At 64.0% G+C, this 13292-nt stretch carries 16 protein-coding genes; 10 read left to right on the forward strand and 6 right to left on the reverse strand.

All coding sequences use genetic code 11. The annotated features are described in order from the left end of the window. The first annotated feature begins 1 nt into the window (after position 1). The 10 genes from KJ624_05995 to KJ624_06040 are packed head-to-tail and all read left to right on the forward strand — an operon-like array spanning position 2 to position 7852. Positions 2-1087: an isocitrate/isopropylmalate dehydrogenase family protein gene (locus KJ624_05995; GenBank protein MBU2009366.1), complete on the forward strand. Its 1086-nt coding sequence runs from the start codon at positions 2-4 to the stop codon at positions 1085-1087. 2 nt (positions 1088-1089) lie between these two features. After that, the gene (gene mdh, locus KJ624_06000; protein ID MBU2009367.1) at positions 1090-2031 is read left to right on the forward strand and encodes a malate dehydrogenase; all 942 of its coding nucleotides are present in this window, start codon (positions 1090-1092) and stop codon (positions 2029-2031) included. 2 nt (positions 2032-2033) lie between these two features. After that, positions 2034-2876, forward strand: a complete 843-nt coding sequence (locus KJ624_06005) for a fumarate hydratase (protein ID MBU2009368.1) — start codon at positions 2034-2036, stop codon at positions 2874-2876. Next, on the forward strand, positions 2877-3266 hold the full coding sequence (gene sdhC / locus KJ624_06010; GenBank protein MBU2009369.1) for a succinate dehydrogenase, cytochrome b556 subunit: 390 nt from the start codon (positions 2877-2879) through the stop codon (positions 3264-3266). Continuing rightward, positions 3263-3607 carry a hypothetical protein gene (locus tag KJ624_06015; protein MBU2009370.1) on the forward strand — a complete coding sequence of 115 codons (345 nt, stop codon included), beginning with the start codon at positions 3263-3265 and terminating at the stop codon, positions 3605-3607. Before sdhC ends, KJ624_06015 begins: the two co-directional genes overlap by 4 nt. 3 nt (positions 3608-3610) lie before the next feature. Next, positions 3611-5308: an FAD-binding protein gene (locus KJ624_06020; GenBank protein MBU2009371.1), complete on the forward strand. Its 1698-nt coding sequence runs from the start codon at positions 3611-3613 to the stop codon at positions 5306-5308. Then, positions 5305-6006 (forward strand): succinate dehydrogenase iron-sulfur subunit, encoded by a 702-nt coding sequence (locus tag KJ624_06025; GenBank protein ID MBU2009372.1) that lies wholly within the window; start codon positions 5305-5307, stop codon positions 6004-6006. The genes KJ624_06020 and KJ624_06025 overlap by 4 nt, the downstream gene beginning before the upstream one ends. Further along, the gene (locus KJ624_06030; protein ID MBU2009373.1) at positions 6000-6563 is read left to right on the forward strand and encodes a Fe-S-containing hydro-lyase; all 564 of its coding nucleotides are present in this window, start codon (positions 6000-6002) and stop codon (positions 6561-6563) included. Before KJ624_06025 ends, KJ624_06030 begins: the two co-directional genes overlap by 7 nt. 58 nt (positions 6564-6621) lie before the next feature. Next, positions 6622-7374: a hypothetical protein gene (locus KJ624_06035; GenBank protein ID MBU2009374.1), complete on the forward strand. Its 753-nt coding sequence runs from the start codon at positions 6622-6624 to the stop codon at positions 7372-7374. After that, a complete protein-coding gene (locus tag KJ624_06040; GenBank protein MBU2009375.1) occupies positions 7367-7852 on the forward strand; it encodes a PIN domain-containing protein in 486 nt (161 codons plus the stop codon). Before KJ624_06035 ends, KJ624_06040 begins: the two co-directional genes overlap by 8 nt. A gap of 53 nt (positions 7853-7905) precedes the next feature. On the opposite strand, the gene KJ624_06045 is transcribed toward KJ624_06040, so the two are convergent. Genes KJ624_06045 through KJ624_06070 form a run of 6 tightly spaced genes read right to left on the reverse strand, consistent with a single transcriptional unit; the run spans position 7906 to position 13137 of the window. Next, positions 7906-8511 (reverse strand): NUDIX hydrolase, encoded by a 606-nt coding sequence (locus KJ624_06045; GenBank protein MBU2009376.1) that lies wholly within the window; start codon positions 8509-8511, stop codon positions 7906-7908. Further along, on the reverse strand, positions 8441-8935 hold the full coding sequence (locus KJ624_06050) for an N-acetyltransferase (protein ID MBU2009377.1): 495 nt from the start codon (positions 8933-8935) through the stop codon (positions 8441-8443). The genes KJ624_06045 and KJ624_06050 overlap by 71 nt, the downstream gene beginning before the upstream one ends. 1 nt (position 8936) lies before the next feature. Next, complete coding sequence (locus KJ624_06055) at positions 8937-9755, reverse strand: NAD(+)/NADH kinase (protein ID MBU2009378.1); 819 nt, start codon at positions 9753-9755, stop codon at positions 8937-8939. A gap of 45 nt (positions 9756-9800) precedes the next feature. Next, the gene (locus KJ624_06060; protein MBU2009379.1) at positions 9801-11240 is read right to left on the reverse strand and encodes an NADH-quinone oxidoreductase subunit N; all 1440 of its coding nucleotides are present in this window, start codon (positions 11238-11240) and stop codon (positions 9801-9803) included. Next, on the reverse strand, positions 11237-11665 hold the full coding sequence (locus tag KJ624_06065) for an NUDIX domain-containing protein (GenBank protein ID MBU2009380.1): 429 nt from the start codon (positions 11663-11665) through the stop codon (positions 11237-11239). The genes KJ624_06060 and KJ624_06065 overlap by 4 nt, the downstream gene beginning before the upstream one ends. Further along, a complete protein-coding gene (locus KJ624_06070; protein ID MBU2009381.1) occupies positions 11662-13137 on the reverse strand; it encodes an NADH-quinone oxidoreductase subunit M in 1476 nt (491 codons plus the stop codon). The genes KJ624_06065 and KJ624_06070 overlap by 4 nt, the downstream gene beginning before the upstream one ends. Between the last annotated feature and the right edge of the window lie 155 nt (positions 13138-13292).

Here is a 13292-nt window from a genome sequence, read left to right on the forward strand (position 1 = left end):
CATGAGCCATCGCATTACCTTTATCCCCGGGGATGGAGTGGGGCCCGAGGTAACAGCCGCCGCCAGGAGGGTCCTGGAGGCCACCGGGGTCAAGTTTGACTGGGACACGGCGGTGGCCGGGGATGCCGCCCAGGACCTCTACGGCACACCCCTCCCCGACTACCTCCTGGAGTCCGTCCGGAGGAACCAGGTGGCCCTCAAGGGGCCTATCACCACCCCGGTGGGCTACGGCTTCCGTAGCGTAAATGTGGCCCTGAGGAAGTCCCTGGACCTCTATGCCTGCCTGCGCCCCTGCAAGCTCTATCCTGGCGTCCCCTCCCGCTATGAACAGGTGGACATTGTAGTGGTCCGGGAGAACACCGAGGACCTCTACATAGGCATAGAGTTTGAAAGGGGCACCCCCGCCCAGGAGAGGCTCCTCGCCCTGGTGGCGGAGACCGCTGGACAGAAGCTGGGAGAGGACACAGGCGTTTCCCTCAAGGTTATCACGGAGAGGGGCACCCGCCGCATCATCCAGTTCGCCTTCGACTACGCCAGGAAGCACGGCCGGCGCAAGGTAACGGCCGTGCACAAGGCCAATATCCTGAAATACTCCGATGGTCTCTTCCTCTCGGTGGCCCGGGAGGTTGCCCGGGGATACACGGACATAGAGTTTGAGGATTTCATCGTGGACACCCTCTGCATGCAACTGGTGCGCCGCCCGGAGAGGTTTGATGTGCTGGTCCTCCCCAACCTCTACGGCGACTTCGTCTCGGAGCTCTGTGCCGGCCTCATCGGGGGGCTGGGGCTGGCCCCGGGGGCCAACATCGGGGACGGCTTTGCTGTTTTTGAGCCAACCCACGGCTCCGCCCCCAAGTACGCCGGGATGAACCGCATCAACCCCATGGCCATGATGCTATCCGGGGTACTCATGCTCCGCCACCTGGGGGAAAAGAAGGCCGCGGACAGGCTGGAAGGGGCCATAGCCCGGGTCATCCAGGAGGGGAAGAAGGTGACCTACGACCTGAAGCGGGGACAGGGGGGCAACCCCGCATCCACCACCGAGGTGGCCGAAGCCGTGCTGGAGGCTCTCACCAGAGAGGTCTGAAGTTGCGCAGGAAGATTAGCGTCATCGGGGCGGGGAATGTGGGGGCCACCTGTGCCCAGAGGCTCGCCGAGAGGGGCTATGCCGATGTGGTGCTGGTGGACATCGTCCCCGGGGTGCCCCAGGGCAAGGCACTGGATATGCTCCAGTCCGGCCCCCTCCTCCCCTCCGATGCCCGCCTGGTGGGCTCCAACAGCTATGAGGAGACCAGGGGCTCGGACCTGGTGATAATAACCGCCGGTGCCCCCCGCCGGCCGGGGATGAGCCGGGATGACCTGGTCCTGACAAATATGGAGATTGTCCGGGGGGCCGTCCAAGAAACAATGAAATACTCCCCCAGACCCATCATCATCGTGGTCAGCAACCCACTGGATGCCATGGCCTATCTGGCCCTGAAGCTCAGCGGCCTCCCCCGGGGGCGGGTGGTGGGGATGTCGGGCATCCTGGATACCGCCCGCTTCCGCACCTTCCTGGCCCAGGAGCTGGGGATGTCGGTAGAGGATGTCCAGGCCCTGGTCCTGGGGGGCCACGGGGACAGCATGGTCCCCCTCCCCCGCCTGGCCAGCGTTGGCGGCATCCCTGTAACCCAGCTCCTGCTCCCCGAGAAACTCAGCAGGATTGTGGAACGCACCGTAAAGGCGGGGGCGGAGATTGTGGACCTCCTCAAGACCAGCGCCTACTATGCCCCCGCTGCTGCGGTCCTCCAGATGGCCGAGGCCGTCCTGCTGGACAAGAAACGCCTCCTCCCCTGCTCCACCTATCTTGACGGGGAATACGGCATCAAAGATGTCTCCCTGGGCGTCCCGGTAAAGCTGGGCAAGGAGGGCATTGAGCAGATTGTGGAGATAGAGCTCACCCCCCAGGAACAATCTGCCCTGGAGCGCTCCGCAGCCCAGGTGAGGGAGCTGGTGGATGTCATGGTGAAAAGGGGGGGCCTCCCCAGGTAGCCATGAGGGAGATAGACGCTTCCCTCATCTCAGAAACCATCGCCCGCCTGTGCCAGGAGGCAAACTACTTTCTGCCTGAGGACATGCTCCAGGCCCTGCGGCGGGCCAACAAGAATGAGCAGTCCCCCCTGGGGAAGGAGACGCTGGGCCAGCTCCTGGAGAACGCCGGGCTGGCCGCAAGCGATAAACTGCCCCTCTGTCAGGACTGCGGGACCGTCGTGGTCTTCATGGAAATCGGCCAGGACGTCCATATAAAGGGGGACCTGGGCCGGGCGGTGGATGAGGGGGTGAGACAGGGCTACAAAGAGGGCTATCTGCGTTCCTCCATCGTCCAGAGGCCCTTCTCCGCCCGCCTCAACACCGGGGATAACACCCCTGCCATCCTCCATGTGGAACTGGTGCCCGGGGACAGGGTCAAGATATGGGTCCTGCCCAAGGGGGGCGGGGCGGAGAACATGAGCCGGCTGGCCATGCTGGAGCCGGGGGCGGGCCGGGAGGGGCTGATAGATTTTGTCCTCATGGCGGTGGAGGAGGCGGGCTCCAACCCCTGCCCCCCCGTCATCGTGGGGGTGGGAATAGGTGGCACCTCGGAGAAGGCCATGCTCCTGGCCAAGAAGGCACTCCTCCGCCCCGTGGGCCAGCCCAGCCCCGACCCCGAGGTGGCAGGGCTGGAGAAGGAGCTTCTAGAGAAGCTCAACGCCCTGGGCATCGGGCCCGAGGGCTTCGGCGGGACGGTTACCGCCCTGGCGGTACATGTGGAGACCTTCCCCACCCACATCACCCAGCTCCCCGTGGCCGTCAACCTCCAGTGCCACGCCAACCGCTGTAAGAAGGCGGAGCTCTAGATGTACCAGCCCCGCTACCGCCCTGCCCTCTGGCCCGCCCGCTATGCGGTGGGGGCCTGGGCCTTCAGCCTGCACCGCATAGCCGGGGTCACCATCGCCACCTACGGCCTGGCCCATATCATAGTTATCTCTTTTGCCAGCTGGGGAGGTCCCTTTGAGTCCATCATGAGGCTCTTCCAGAGCCCCCCCTTCCTCCTGGCGGAGCTCCTGCTGATGGCCGCCATCCTCTTCCACGCCCTCAACGGCTTCCGCATCATCCTCTTTGACCTGGGGATAGGTATTGAGCGGCAGAAGGGACTCTTCTGGGGCCTCATGGCCCTCGGGGTGGTCCTCTTTGCCTTCTTTGCCTCCGGGGTGACCCCCTATATCCTGGGGAGGCCCCTGGCATGAGGAGCGGTCCGGCATGGGCCTGGGCGGGGCAGAGGATAACCGCCGTCCTGGTGGTGGGCTTCCTTTCCGCCCACCTCTGGTTCTCCCACCTTACCGTGGTGGGGCAGAGGATTACCCTGGAGAGGGTGTCCCAGCGCCTGGGGGAGGGGGGCTTCTTCTTCCTCTACATCGTCCTGCTGGCGGCGGCCCTCTACCATGCCCTCTACGGCCTGAGGGGGATTGCCCTGGACTACGGGCCGGGGCCAGGGGCCCAAGCGGTGGTGACCTGGCTTGCCCTGATGATAGGGCTGGCCGGCTTTGCCTATGGCTCCAGCACCCTCTTCTTTTTCCTCTTCGGATAGAAGATGCCCTATCATCCCGTCCTGGTAGTGGGGGGAGGCCTGGCCGGGCTGAGGGCCGCCCTGGAGGCCCGCTTCCAGGGGGTGGAGGCCGCTGTCCTTTCACTGGTCCACCCCCTCCGCTCCCACTCCGGGGCCGCCCAGGGGGGGGTCAACGCCCCCCTGGGCAATTCCGAGGAGGGGAAGGATGACACCCCGGAAAGGCACGCCTACGAGACCGTGGTGGGCAGCGATTTCCTGGCCGACCAGGATGCGGTGGAGGCCATGACCAGGGAGGCGACGGAGCGCATCTTTGAACTGGAGCACTGGGGTGCCCCCTTCTCCCGCACCCCCCAGGGGAAGATAGCCCAGCGCCCCTTTGGCGGGGGCGCCTTCCCCCGCACCTGCTACGCCGCCGACAGGACGGGCCATTACCTCCTCCATACCCTCTACCAGCAGGCCCTGAAATACCGGGTTCAGGTCTATATTGAGTGGACAGCCCTCTCCCTGGTGGTGGCCCAGGGGCAGGTGCAGGGGGTGGTAGCCCTGCATCTCCCCAGCGGGGAGATAGAAACCTTCTCCGCCGGGGCGGTAGTCATGGCCACGGGCGGGGCGGGGAGGCTCTATCGGAAGTCCACCAACGCCCTCATCAACACCGGCCATGGTCTGGCCCTGGCCTACACGGCGGGGGCACCCTTGAAGGACATGGAGTTCATCCAGTTCCACCCCACCAGCCTCTACGGCTCCAACATCCTCATCTCCGAGGCCGCCCGGGGGGAGAGGGGATACCTGCTCAATAACCAGGGGGAGCGCTTCATGCAGAGGTATGCCCCCAGGTTCATGGAGCTGGCCCCCAGGGACATCGTCGCCCGCTCCGTCATCACCGAGCTAAAGGAGGGGAGGGGCTTTGACGGGGCCTATGTCCTCCTGGACCTGCGCCACCTGGGGGCGGAGAGGATTCTGGAGCGCCTCCCCGGCATCCGGGAGCTGGCCATCAGTTTCGCCGGGGTGGACCCCATTGAGGAGCCTATCCCCGTTGAGCCTGCCCAGCACTACACCATGGGCGGAATAGACTGCAATACCTGGGGGGAGAGCCGCCTCCCCGGCCTCCTGGCCTGCGGGGAGTGCGCCTGCGTCTCCGTTCACGGGGCCAACCGCCTGGGGGGCAACTCCCTACTGGAGACGGTGGTCTTCGGCCAGAGGGCAGGAAGGAGAGCCGCGGAGCTGGCCAGGGCCGGCGCCTCCACTTCCAGCGAGGAGCCACTCAAGAAGGCCCTGGAAGAGGCCCGGACCATGATAGAGGGATTCAAGAGGAGCAACGGCAACGAGGACCCCGCCTCAATCCGGGAGGAGATGCGCCGGGCCATGTGGGAAGGAGTGGGCATCTTCCGGGAGAAGGAGGGGCTCGAGGGGGCCGTCGCCCGCCTCCAGGAGCTAGGGGAACGCGCCCGCCGCCTCCGCCCCGCCCACGGGGGGCAATTCTTCAACCAGGACCTCCTGCGCTGCTGGGAGCTCCCCGGCCAGCTCCTGGTGGCCGAGGCCATCGCCGGGGGTGCCCTCCGAAGGGAGGAGAGCCGGGGCTCCCATTTCCGCCTGGACTTCCCCCAGAGGGACGACGCCCGCTTTCTCCACCACACCCTGGCCCACTTGACCCCCGAAGGCCCCCGCTTTGAGCCCAGAGATGTCGCCATCACCCGGTGGCCGCCCGAGGTGAGAAAATACTGACCCTCAACGTCTTCCGCTTTGACCCCGAGGCGGGCAGGCCCCCCCGCTATGACCGCTTTCCGGTGGAGGCAATGCCGGGGATGAGCCTGCTGGAGGCCCTGACGGAAATTGCCGAGCGCCAGGACCCCTCCCTGGCCTTCCGCTACTCCTGCCGGGGGGCGGTCTGCGGCTCCTGCGCCATGTCGGTCCAGGGACGGCCCCGCCTGGCCTGTCAGACCCAGCTGAAGGACCTCCGGGGTGAGGTCCTGGTGGCCCCCCTCCCCCACCTCCCGGTAATCAAGGACCTGGTGGTGGAGATGGGGCCCTTCTACCAGAGGTTTGAGGAAATCATGCCCTACCTCATCCGGAGGACGCCCCCGCCGGAAAGGGAGCTCCTCCAGGCCCCCCGGGAGCGCCGTCTTCTGGACGAGGTGGCCGACTGCGTCTGGTGCGGGGCCTGCTACGCCTCCTGCCCCACAGTCCGCCAGGGCCCCAGCTACCTGGGCCCCGCCGCCCTGCTCCAGGCCTACCGCTTCGCCGCCGACAGCCGGGACGAGGGCGGGAGGGAGGGCCTCAGGCTCGTTGACCGGGAGGAGGGGGTCTGGCGCTGTCATACAGTCTTTAACTGCGTGGAGGTCTGCCCCAAGAAGATAAACCCGGCCCGCGCCATCCAGGCCCTCAAACGCAAGGCCCTTCTCGGGAGGTTCAAGCTATGGTAGAGAAAGCTATATCCCTCAGCCTTCCCCTGAAGGAACAGGACATCGTCCGGCTGAAAGCCGGGGACCGGGTGCTGCTGACGGGGGTCCTCTACACCGCCCGGGACGCCGCCCACAAGCGCCTGGTGGAGGCCCTGGAAAGGGGGGAGAAGCTGCCCATAGACCTGAAGGGGCAGGTCCTCTACTATGTAGGCCCCTCCCCCGCCCCCCCGGGCAAAGTAATCGGCTCTGCCGGCCCCACCTCCGCCTACAGGATGGACAGGTACACCCCCCGCCTCCTCCAGGAGGGGCTCAAGGGCACGATAGCCAAAGGCCCCCGCTCCGAGAAAGTGAAGGAGGCCCTAAAGCAGCATAAAGCGGTCTATCTCGCTGCCACGGGCGGGGCGGGGGCCCTGCTCTCCCAGAGAATCCTCAAAGCCGAGGTGGTGGCCTATGCTGACCTGGGCCCCGAGGCCATCCGCAAACTTGAGGTCAAAGACCTCCCCGCCATCGTCATCAACGACGCCCACGGCGGGGACTTATACCTGAAAGGCAGAGAGAAATACCGGAGGCAGGGTTAGCATAGCATTGACAAGCCACAGGAGCACAAGCATAATTCAGTTGGGTTAGAGACCAACAATGGCTAGAGATACGGTGACGCTGGCTCTCACCGGCGATGTGCGGTTGGGTGACTTCGCCGATGCAATAGGGCACTTGCGTGCTTTGGTTGAGTCTCTCTCCAAAGAGTTTAGGACATCCGATGAGATTGTATGGATCGTTCATGACCTACAAGTGGGCAGTGCAATAGCCACAGTCCGTGGTGAAGCCGAGCAGCTGGAGAAGGTGGAACGCGTAGTTGACGCGTATGGCAGCGTCGGCAAGGCTTTGGAAAGAAACGAACGCCCCGATTTCTCAGAGTCAGTGCTCCGAGAAGCCTACGCTCTTGCTACGATGCTAAGCGATCGCCTCCCTTCCATCCGGTTTGAGACGCCAGATACTGATGCCACTATCGTGGAGCGGCCTTCTGCCATCCCAACGGCCCGTACGCAGGTTTCTCTTGGATCCATAGAAGGCCGCGTTGAGACGCTCACCAAACGCAAAGGCCTTCGTTTCACACTCTACGATGTGCTAAATGACCGTGCCATATCCTGCTATCTGCAAGAGGGACGAGAAGAGCTCATGCGTCACGTGTGGGGAAAGAGCGCCATTGTAGAGGGAGAGATAAGCCGTGAGGTTGGCACAGGTCGTCCCGTAGCCATACGACGCATAACCAATATCGTGGTGTTGCCGGAGGCAGAGCCCGGAAGTTACCTTAAAGCAAGAGGCGCCTCGCCCATGAGGTCCGGCAGCGCCCTGCCAGAGGAAATCATCAGGCGACTGCGAGATGCCTAGTCAGCGTGAGCGAATCTATTGGGATGCTGATGTTTTCCTATCGTATATTAACGGCATCGAAGACAGATTGGCAGTGCTTGATGCCCTACTTGCGGATAGCGCGAGCGACAAAGGAACCATTGAGCTTTACACATCGATAGTCTCTCAGGTGGAGGTAGCTTTCGCAAAAACCGAACAGGAGAAGAAGGCTCTTGACGCGGACGTGGAGAAACAGATTGACGCTATGTGGGCAGACCGAAGTGCTCTCAAACTTGTTGAGTTTCACGATGCAATCAGCAGGCAGGCGCGGGAACTAATCCGCATGGCCATCACAAGAGGTTGGAGCCTAAAACCCCATGATGCTATTCACCTTGCTACAGCAAAACAAATGCAGGTTGCCGAATTTCATACATATGATAAGGCGTTAGACAAGTATTCTAGCCAGATTGGCTTCAGTATCCAGCGGCCGCACACTGGCAAACCGAGGTTAATGCCATGATCCTCCCGTGAACAGATAGTTGCAGTACCGGCTGCATGGTCCTCGTGGCAGGCTCAGCCTGTACCATGCAAGATAGACAGCGCCAGCAGCAGCCCCGCTATGGTCTTGGAGTCCTCTATTTCGCCGGAGGCGATGAGGCGGGGGATTTCTTTCAGGGCAACATGGACCACATCTATGACCTCGGCGTCCTCGGCGGGGAGGCGGTCGGGCCTAAGGTCTCTGGCCAGAAACAGATACAGGTACTCGGTGCAGAACCCGGGGGCGGAGTAGAAGCCACCCACCCGCTCTATCTTCCCCGGCCTCATGCCTATCTCTTCTCTCAGCTCCCTCACCACGCAGGCCTCGGGGGTCTCCCCCGGCTCCACCCCGCCGGCGGGGAGCTCCAGGAGGTGCTTGTCCACCGCCTGGCGGTACTGGCGGACGAGATAGACCCCGCCTTCGCCGTCTAATGGGACCACCACCACGGCGTCGGGGTGCTCCACCACCTCCCTCGTGGCGCGGCGGCCCGAGGGCATCTCCACCTCGTCCACCCGCAGGCCCAGCGCCCTCCCCTGGTATATTCTCCGGCTGGAGAGGGCCTTTTCCCGCTTAAGCAACCCGCTTCTCTTTCTTCTTGAGCCAGCGTACGGGCTTGAGGGGGAGGAGGAGGGCCGTTTCATCGCAGTTGGGGAACTTGGGGCAGCGCTGGCACTCCCCCCATACCTTGCGGGGGAGCTCCTGCACATCCACCCTCTTGAAGCCCAGCTTTTCAAAGAAGGTGGGCTTATAGGTGAGGGCGAAGAGGGTGGCGATGCCCAGGCCCCTGGCCTCCTCAATACAGGCCTCGGCCAGCGTCTTGCCCACACCCTGGTCCTGGTCCTCCTCCCTCACCGCCAGGGACTTTATCTCTGCCAGGTCTGACCAGCAGATATGGAGGGCCACGCAGGCCGCCAGCTCCTCATCCTTCCTGATGACGAAGAAGTCCCGCAGGTTCTCATAGACCTCGGAGAGGGGGCGGTGGAGCATCTCCCCCCTGTCGGCGAAGAAGTTCACCAGGCGGTGGATAGCGGGGACATCGTCAATGCGGGCCTTTTCTACCTGCATCTCATCCCTTTCCCGTGAGGCGGTCCATGACCCTCCGGTAGAAGTGGCCGGGGGGCTGGGTCCGGAGGAGGCGGGCCCGGTGCTGGCTTCGCCTCACCTCCACCCGGTCCCCGCTCTTGAGGGCCGTTTCCCGCTGGCCGTCCAGGCTAACGATGGCCTGGTGGTCGGTGTGCACCTCCAGCTCCACCCGGGAATCTGGGGGAAGGACAAGGGGAGCGGAGGGGCAGGGGTGAGGGGAGATGGGGATGAGGAGCAGGTCCAGGGACTGGGGATAGAGGATGGGCCCCCCCACCGAAAGGGCGTAGGCGGTGCTCCCCGTGGCGGTGGCCACGATAAGGCCGTCGGCCCGGTAGGTGCCCAGCGGCTCCCCGTCCACCCAGGCGCTGATGCAAATTGCCCGGCAGACCCCACCCCGGGCCACCGCCACCTCATTGAGGGCAAATCCTGCTTTGCCATCGGCGAGCCGGGCCTCCAGCAGGGCCCTCTCTTCTATCCTTCCCTCTCCCCGGAGAAGTGCGGGGAGCTTCTTTCTGGCCTCCTCCACCCCCAGCTCGGCCATAAAGCCCAGGCGGCCCAGGTTTATCCCCAGGACAGGGACCGTGTGGGGCACCGCCACCCGGACGGCCCGCAGGAGAGTGCCGTCCCCCCCCAGGCTGAGGAGGAGGTCGGAGCCGGGGACCTGGGGGCACGCCAACTCCTCCTCACGGGCGGAGCACAGCCAGGAGGTAACGCCGTTCTTCTCCAGGAGCTGGGAGAGCTCCCGCGCCAGCCCGATAGCCTCCTCCAGCCGCGGGTTAAAGAGGATGCCGACTCTCTTCACTAACTCAATAATACTACCGAGAGGGCCTGTAGGAAAGGGTGCTGCTTAAGAGGTGAGCATCCGTATTGCGGCCTCGGCCAGGCGTAGGAATGCCGTGGGGAATATGCCCATGACCAGCACCCCCACCGAGCACAGCCCCAGGGCCAGGCTCACCGGCCAGGAGGCGGAGACCCCTCCCCCGGCGGAGGGCTGGCCCAGGTACATGGACTTCACCACCCCCAGGTAGTAGTAGGCCGAGACCGCGCTGTTGAGGACGGCTATCACAACCAGCCAGGCCAGGCCCTGCTGGAGGGCGGAGTTGAAGATATAGACCTTGGCCACAAACCCCGCCGTGGGGGGCAGGCCGATGAGGGAGACCAGCCCCACCGCCAGGGCCAGGGCCAGTGCGGGGGAGCGTCGGGCCATGCCGGAGTAACCGGCGATGAGGTCGCTCCCCACCCTCTCCGAGATAGCGATGACCGCGATGAAGGCCGCCAGGTTTGTCACACCGTAGGCCAAAAGATAAAAGAGGACACCGCTCTTGCCCAGGGCCTCCCCGCCCAACCCCACGGCCGCCAGGCCCATCATGATGTAGCCGGCATGGGCGATGCTGGAATACCCCAGGAGGCGATTGATATTGGTCTGAACCAGGGCTAAGAAATTCCCTACCGTCATGGTGATGGCCGCCAGCACGGCGAAGAGCATCCCCCAGTCCTGCGCCAGCCAGGAGGGGGCGCCGAAGGCGCTGGAAAAGAGCCTCAGCACCAGGGCAAAGCCCGCCGCCTTGCTGGCCACGGATAGATAGGCGGTGATGGGGGTGGGGGCACCCTCATACACATCGGGGACCCACATCTGGAAAGGGACACTGGCTATCTTGAAGCCCAGCCCCGCCACCAGGAGCACCACCCCCAGGTAAAGGGCCGGGCTGGCCTCTGCCCCTCTCAGGGCCCCGGCCACCTCCAGAAGACCGGTCTTGCCTGTAAGCCCGAAGACCAGGGCCATACCATATAACAGCACCGCCGAGGCTATGGCCCCCAGGAGCAGGTACTTGAGCCCCGCCTCGCTGGAGCGCTCGTCTTTGAGGAAGCCCGCCAGGACATAGAGCGAGACGGCGGTGAGCTCCAGGGAAATGTAGATGGAGACGAGCTCCCCGGTGCCTGCCATGAACATCATGCCCAGGGTGGAGAGGAGGATGAGGGCGTAGTATTCCCCCTGGAAGCGGGGGAAGTGGCCCACATAGTCCGCCGAGGCCAGGACCACCAGGATGGCCACCGCTGGAAAGAAGAGCTTGAAGAAGAGGGCGAACTGGTCCACCACCAGCATTCCGCTGAAAGCGGTGGCCCCCGCCTCGCCCCACAAAGCCCCTCCCAGGGCCATAGAAAGGAGAAGGCCCCCCACGCTCACCCCCACCAGGATGCCCCGCCTCAGCCCCAGGAGGTCCAGGGCGATAAGGACCAGGGCCGCGCCGGCCAGGGAGAACTCGGGGAGCGCCAGGGCCCAGTTCATCTCCTCACCACCCCCGCCAGATAGAGAAGCTTCTTGGTGTCCTCATGGACCTGAGGCCAGAGCTGGGGGAACTCCCGCTTCTCCACCCAGAGGCACTCCCCCATATCCCCTCCCGGCTTCATCTTCCCCCCCAGGGGCCGGGCCAGAAAGTCCAGATATATCACATGGAGCTCCACCCTGCCGTTCCCGTTGACTATCCTCTCCAGGGGCACCAGGGGCCTGAGCAGTTCTATCTCCAGGCCCGTTTCTTCTTTTACCTCCCGTTTCACGCCTTCCTCAATCCCCTCCCCCAGTTCAAGACTTCCCCCCGGGCACACCCATTTGCCCTGCCAGAAGCCCCCGCGTCCCGGGGCATGCTTCACTAGCAACACCTTTCCCTTCTCGTCCTCAATAACCGCCCCTACTGATAGCAGGACCTCCGTCATCGCAGCAACGCCAGGGGGCCCACCCCAACCTGGATAATATCGGTGATGATAGCAGGGTAGAGCCCCAGGAGCATTATCATCACTGCAAAGATAGCAACACAGGCCATCTCCAGGGGGCTGGCATCTACGGCATGTGCGTACTTCTCCAGGGGCGGGTCATAGAACACCCGGCGCAGGAGCAGAAGGATATACCCGGCAGTGAGCACTATCCCCACGGCAGCCAGGATGGTGAGGGGCCTGAGCAGTGAGAAGGCCCCGCTGGTAAAGCTGCCCAAAAAGACCAGGAACTCGGCGGCGAAGCCGCTGGTGCCGGGCAGGCCCAGGGCCGCCAGGCCGGCCAGGGTAAAGGCCACCGTCAGGAAGGGCATCTGCCGGGCCAGGCCCCCCAGGCGGTCAAGGCTCCTCTCGTGGGCCTTCTCATAGACCAGCCCCACCAGGGCAAAGAGGAGCCCGGTGATAAGGCCGTGGCTCACCATCTGCAGGGTGGCCCCCACCAGGCTCACCTGGCTCAGGGCGAAGATTCCCAAAAGCACATAGCCCATGTGGCTGATGGAGGAGTAGGCGATGAGCCTCTTCAGGTCCCGCTGCCTGAAGGTCACCGCGGCCCCGTAGAGCACGTTCACCACCGCCAGGGCCACCAGGAGGGGAGCAAACCTCTGGGCCTGCTCAGGGAAGAGGCCCAGGCTTATGCGGAGCATGCCGTAGCCCCCCATCTTCAGCAGCACCCCGGCCAGGATGACGCTCACCGCGGTGGGGGCATCGGTGTGGGCATCGGGGAGCCAGGTATGGAAGGGGAACATCGGCAGCTTTATAGCGAAGGCCAGGAAGATGAACCAGAAGATAGCGCTCAGGGGCAGGACCGCCCTCAGCCCCTCCAGCCTCATCCCCGTCAGTTCGGTGAGGTCAAAGGTGCCTGTGGCGAAATAGAGGGCCAGGATGCCCGCCAGCATGAAGGCGGAGCCGAAGAGGGTGTAGATAACGAACTTGACGGCGGAGTACTCCTTCCTCCCCGTCCCCCAGATGGAGATGAGCATATACATGGGGATAAGCTCCACCTCCCAGAAGAGGAAGAAGAGGAGGAGGTCCTGGGACATGAACACCCCCAGGATGCCCGTCTCCAGGAGGAGGAGCCAGGCGAAGTATTCCCTGGGCCGCAGCTCAATCTTCCAGGAGACCAGCACCGCCAGGAAGCCCAGGGTGGTGGCAAGGAGGACCATCGGCAGGCTCAGCCCATCCACCCCCAGGTAATAGAAGGCGTTGATGGCCTTTATCCAGTTATACCTCTCCTGAAACTGGAATCCCCCATCCCGGTCAAACTGGAGGAACAGGTAGAGGGAGATAAGGAGGGGCAGGGCGGTGAAGAAGAAAGATATGCGCTTGATGGTGCGGGGGGAGAGGCCCGGCCAGAGGGCCACCGCCACCGCCCCCAGGGCGGGCAGGAAGAGGATGGTGCTCAGATAAGGAAATTCCATCTCACCTTCATCCGAAGATATACAGGGCCGCAAACAGGGCCAGGAGGCCCAGGGCTATCCCCGCCCCGTAGAGCTGGAGCTCCCCTGTCTGCACCCTTCTTGCCACCCTGCCCACCCGGATGGACCCGCCGGCCACCCCGTTCACCACTCCGTCC

The sequence above is a fragment of the Chloroflexota bacterium genome, assembly GCA_018825785.1.
GTDB lineage: Bacteria > Chloroflexota > Dehalococcoidia > JACVQG01 > JAHKAY01 > JAHKAY01.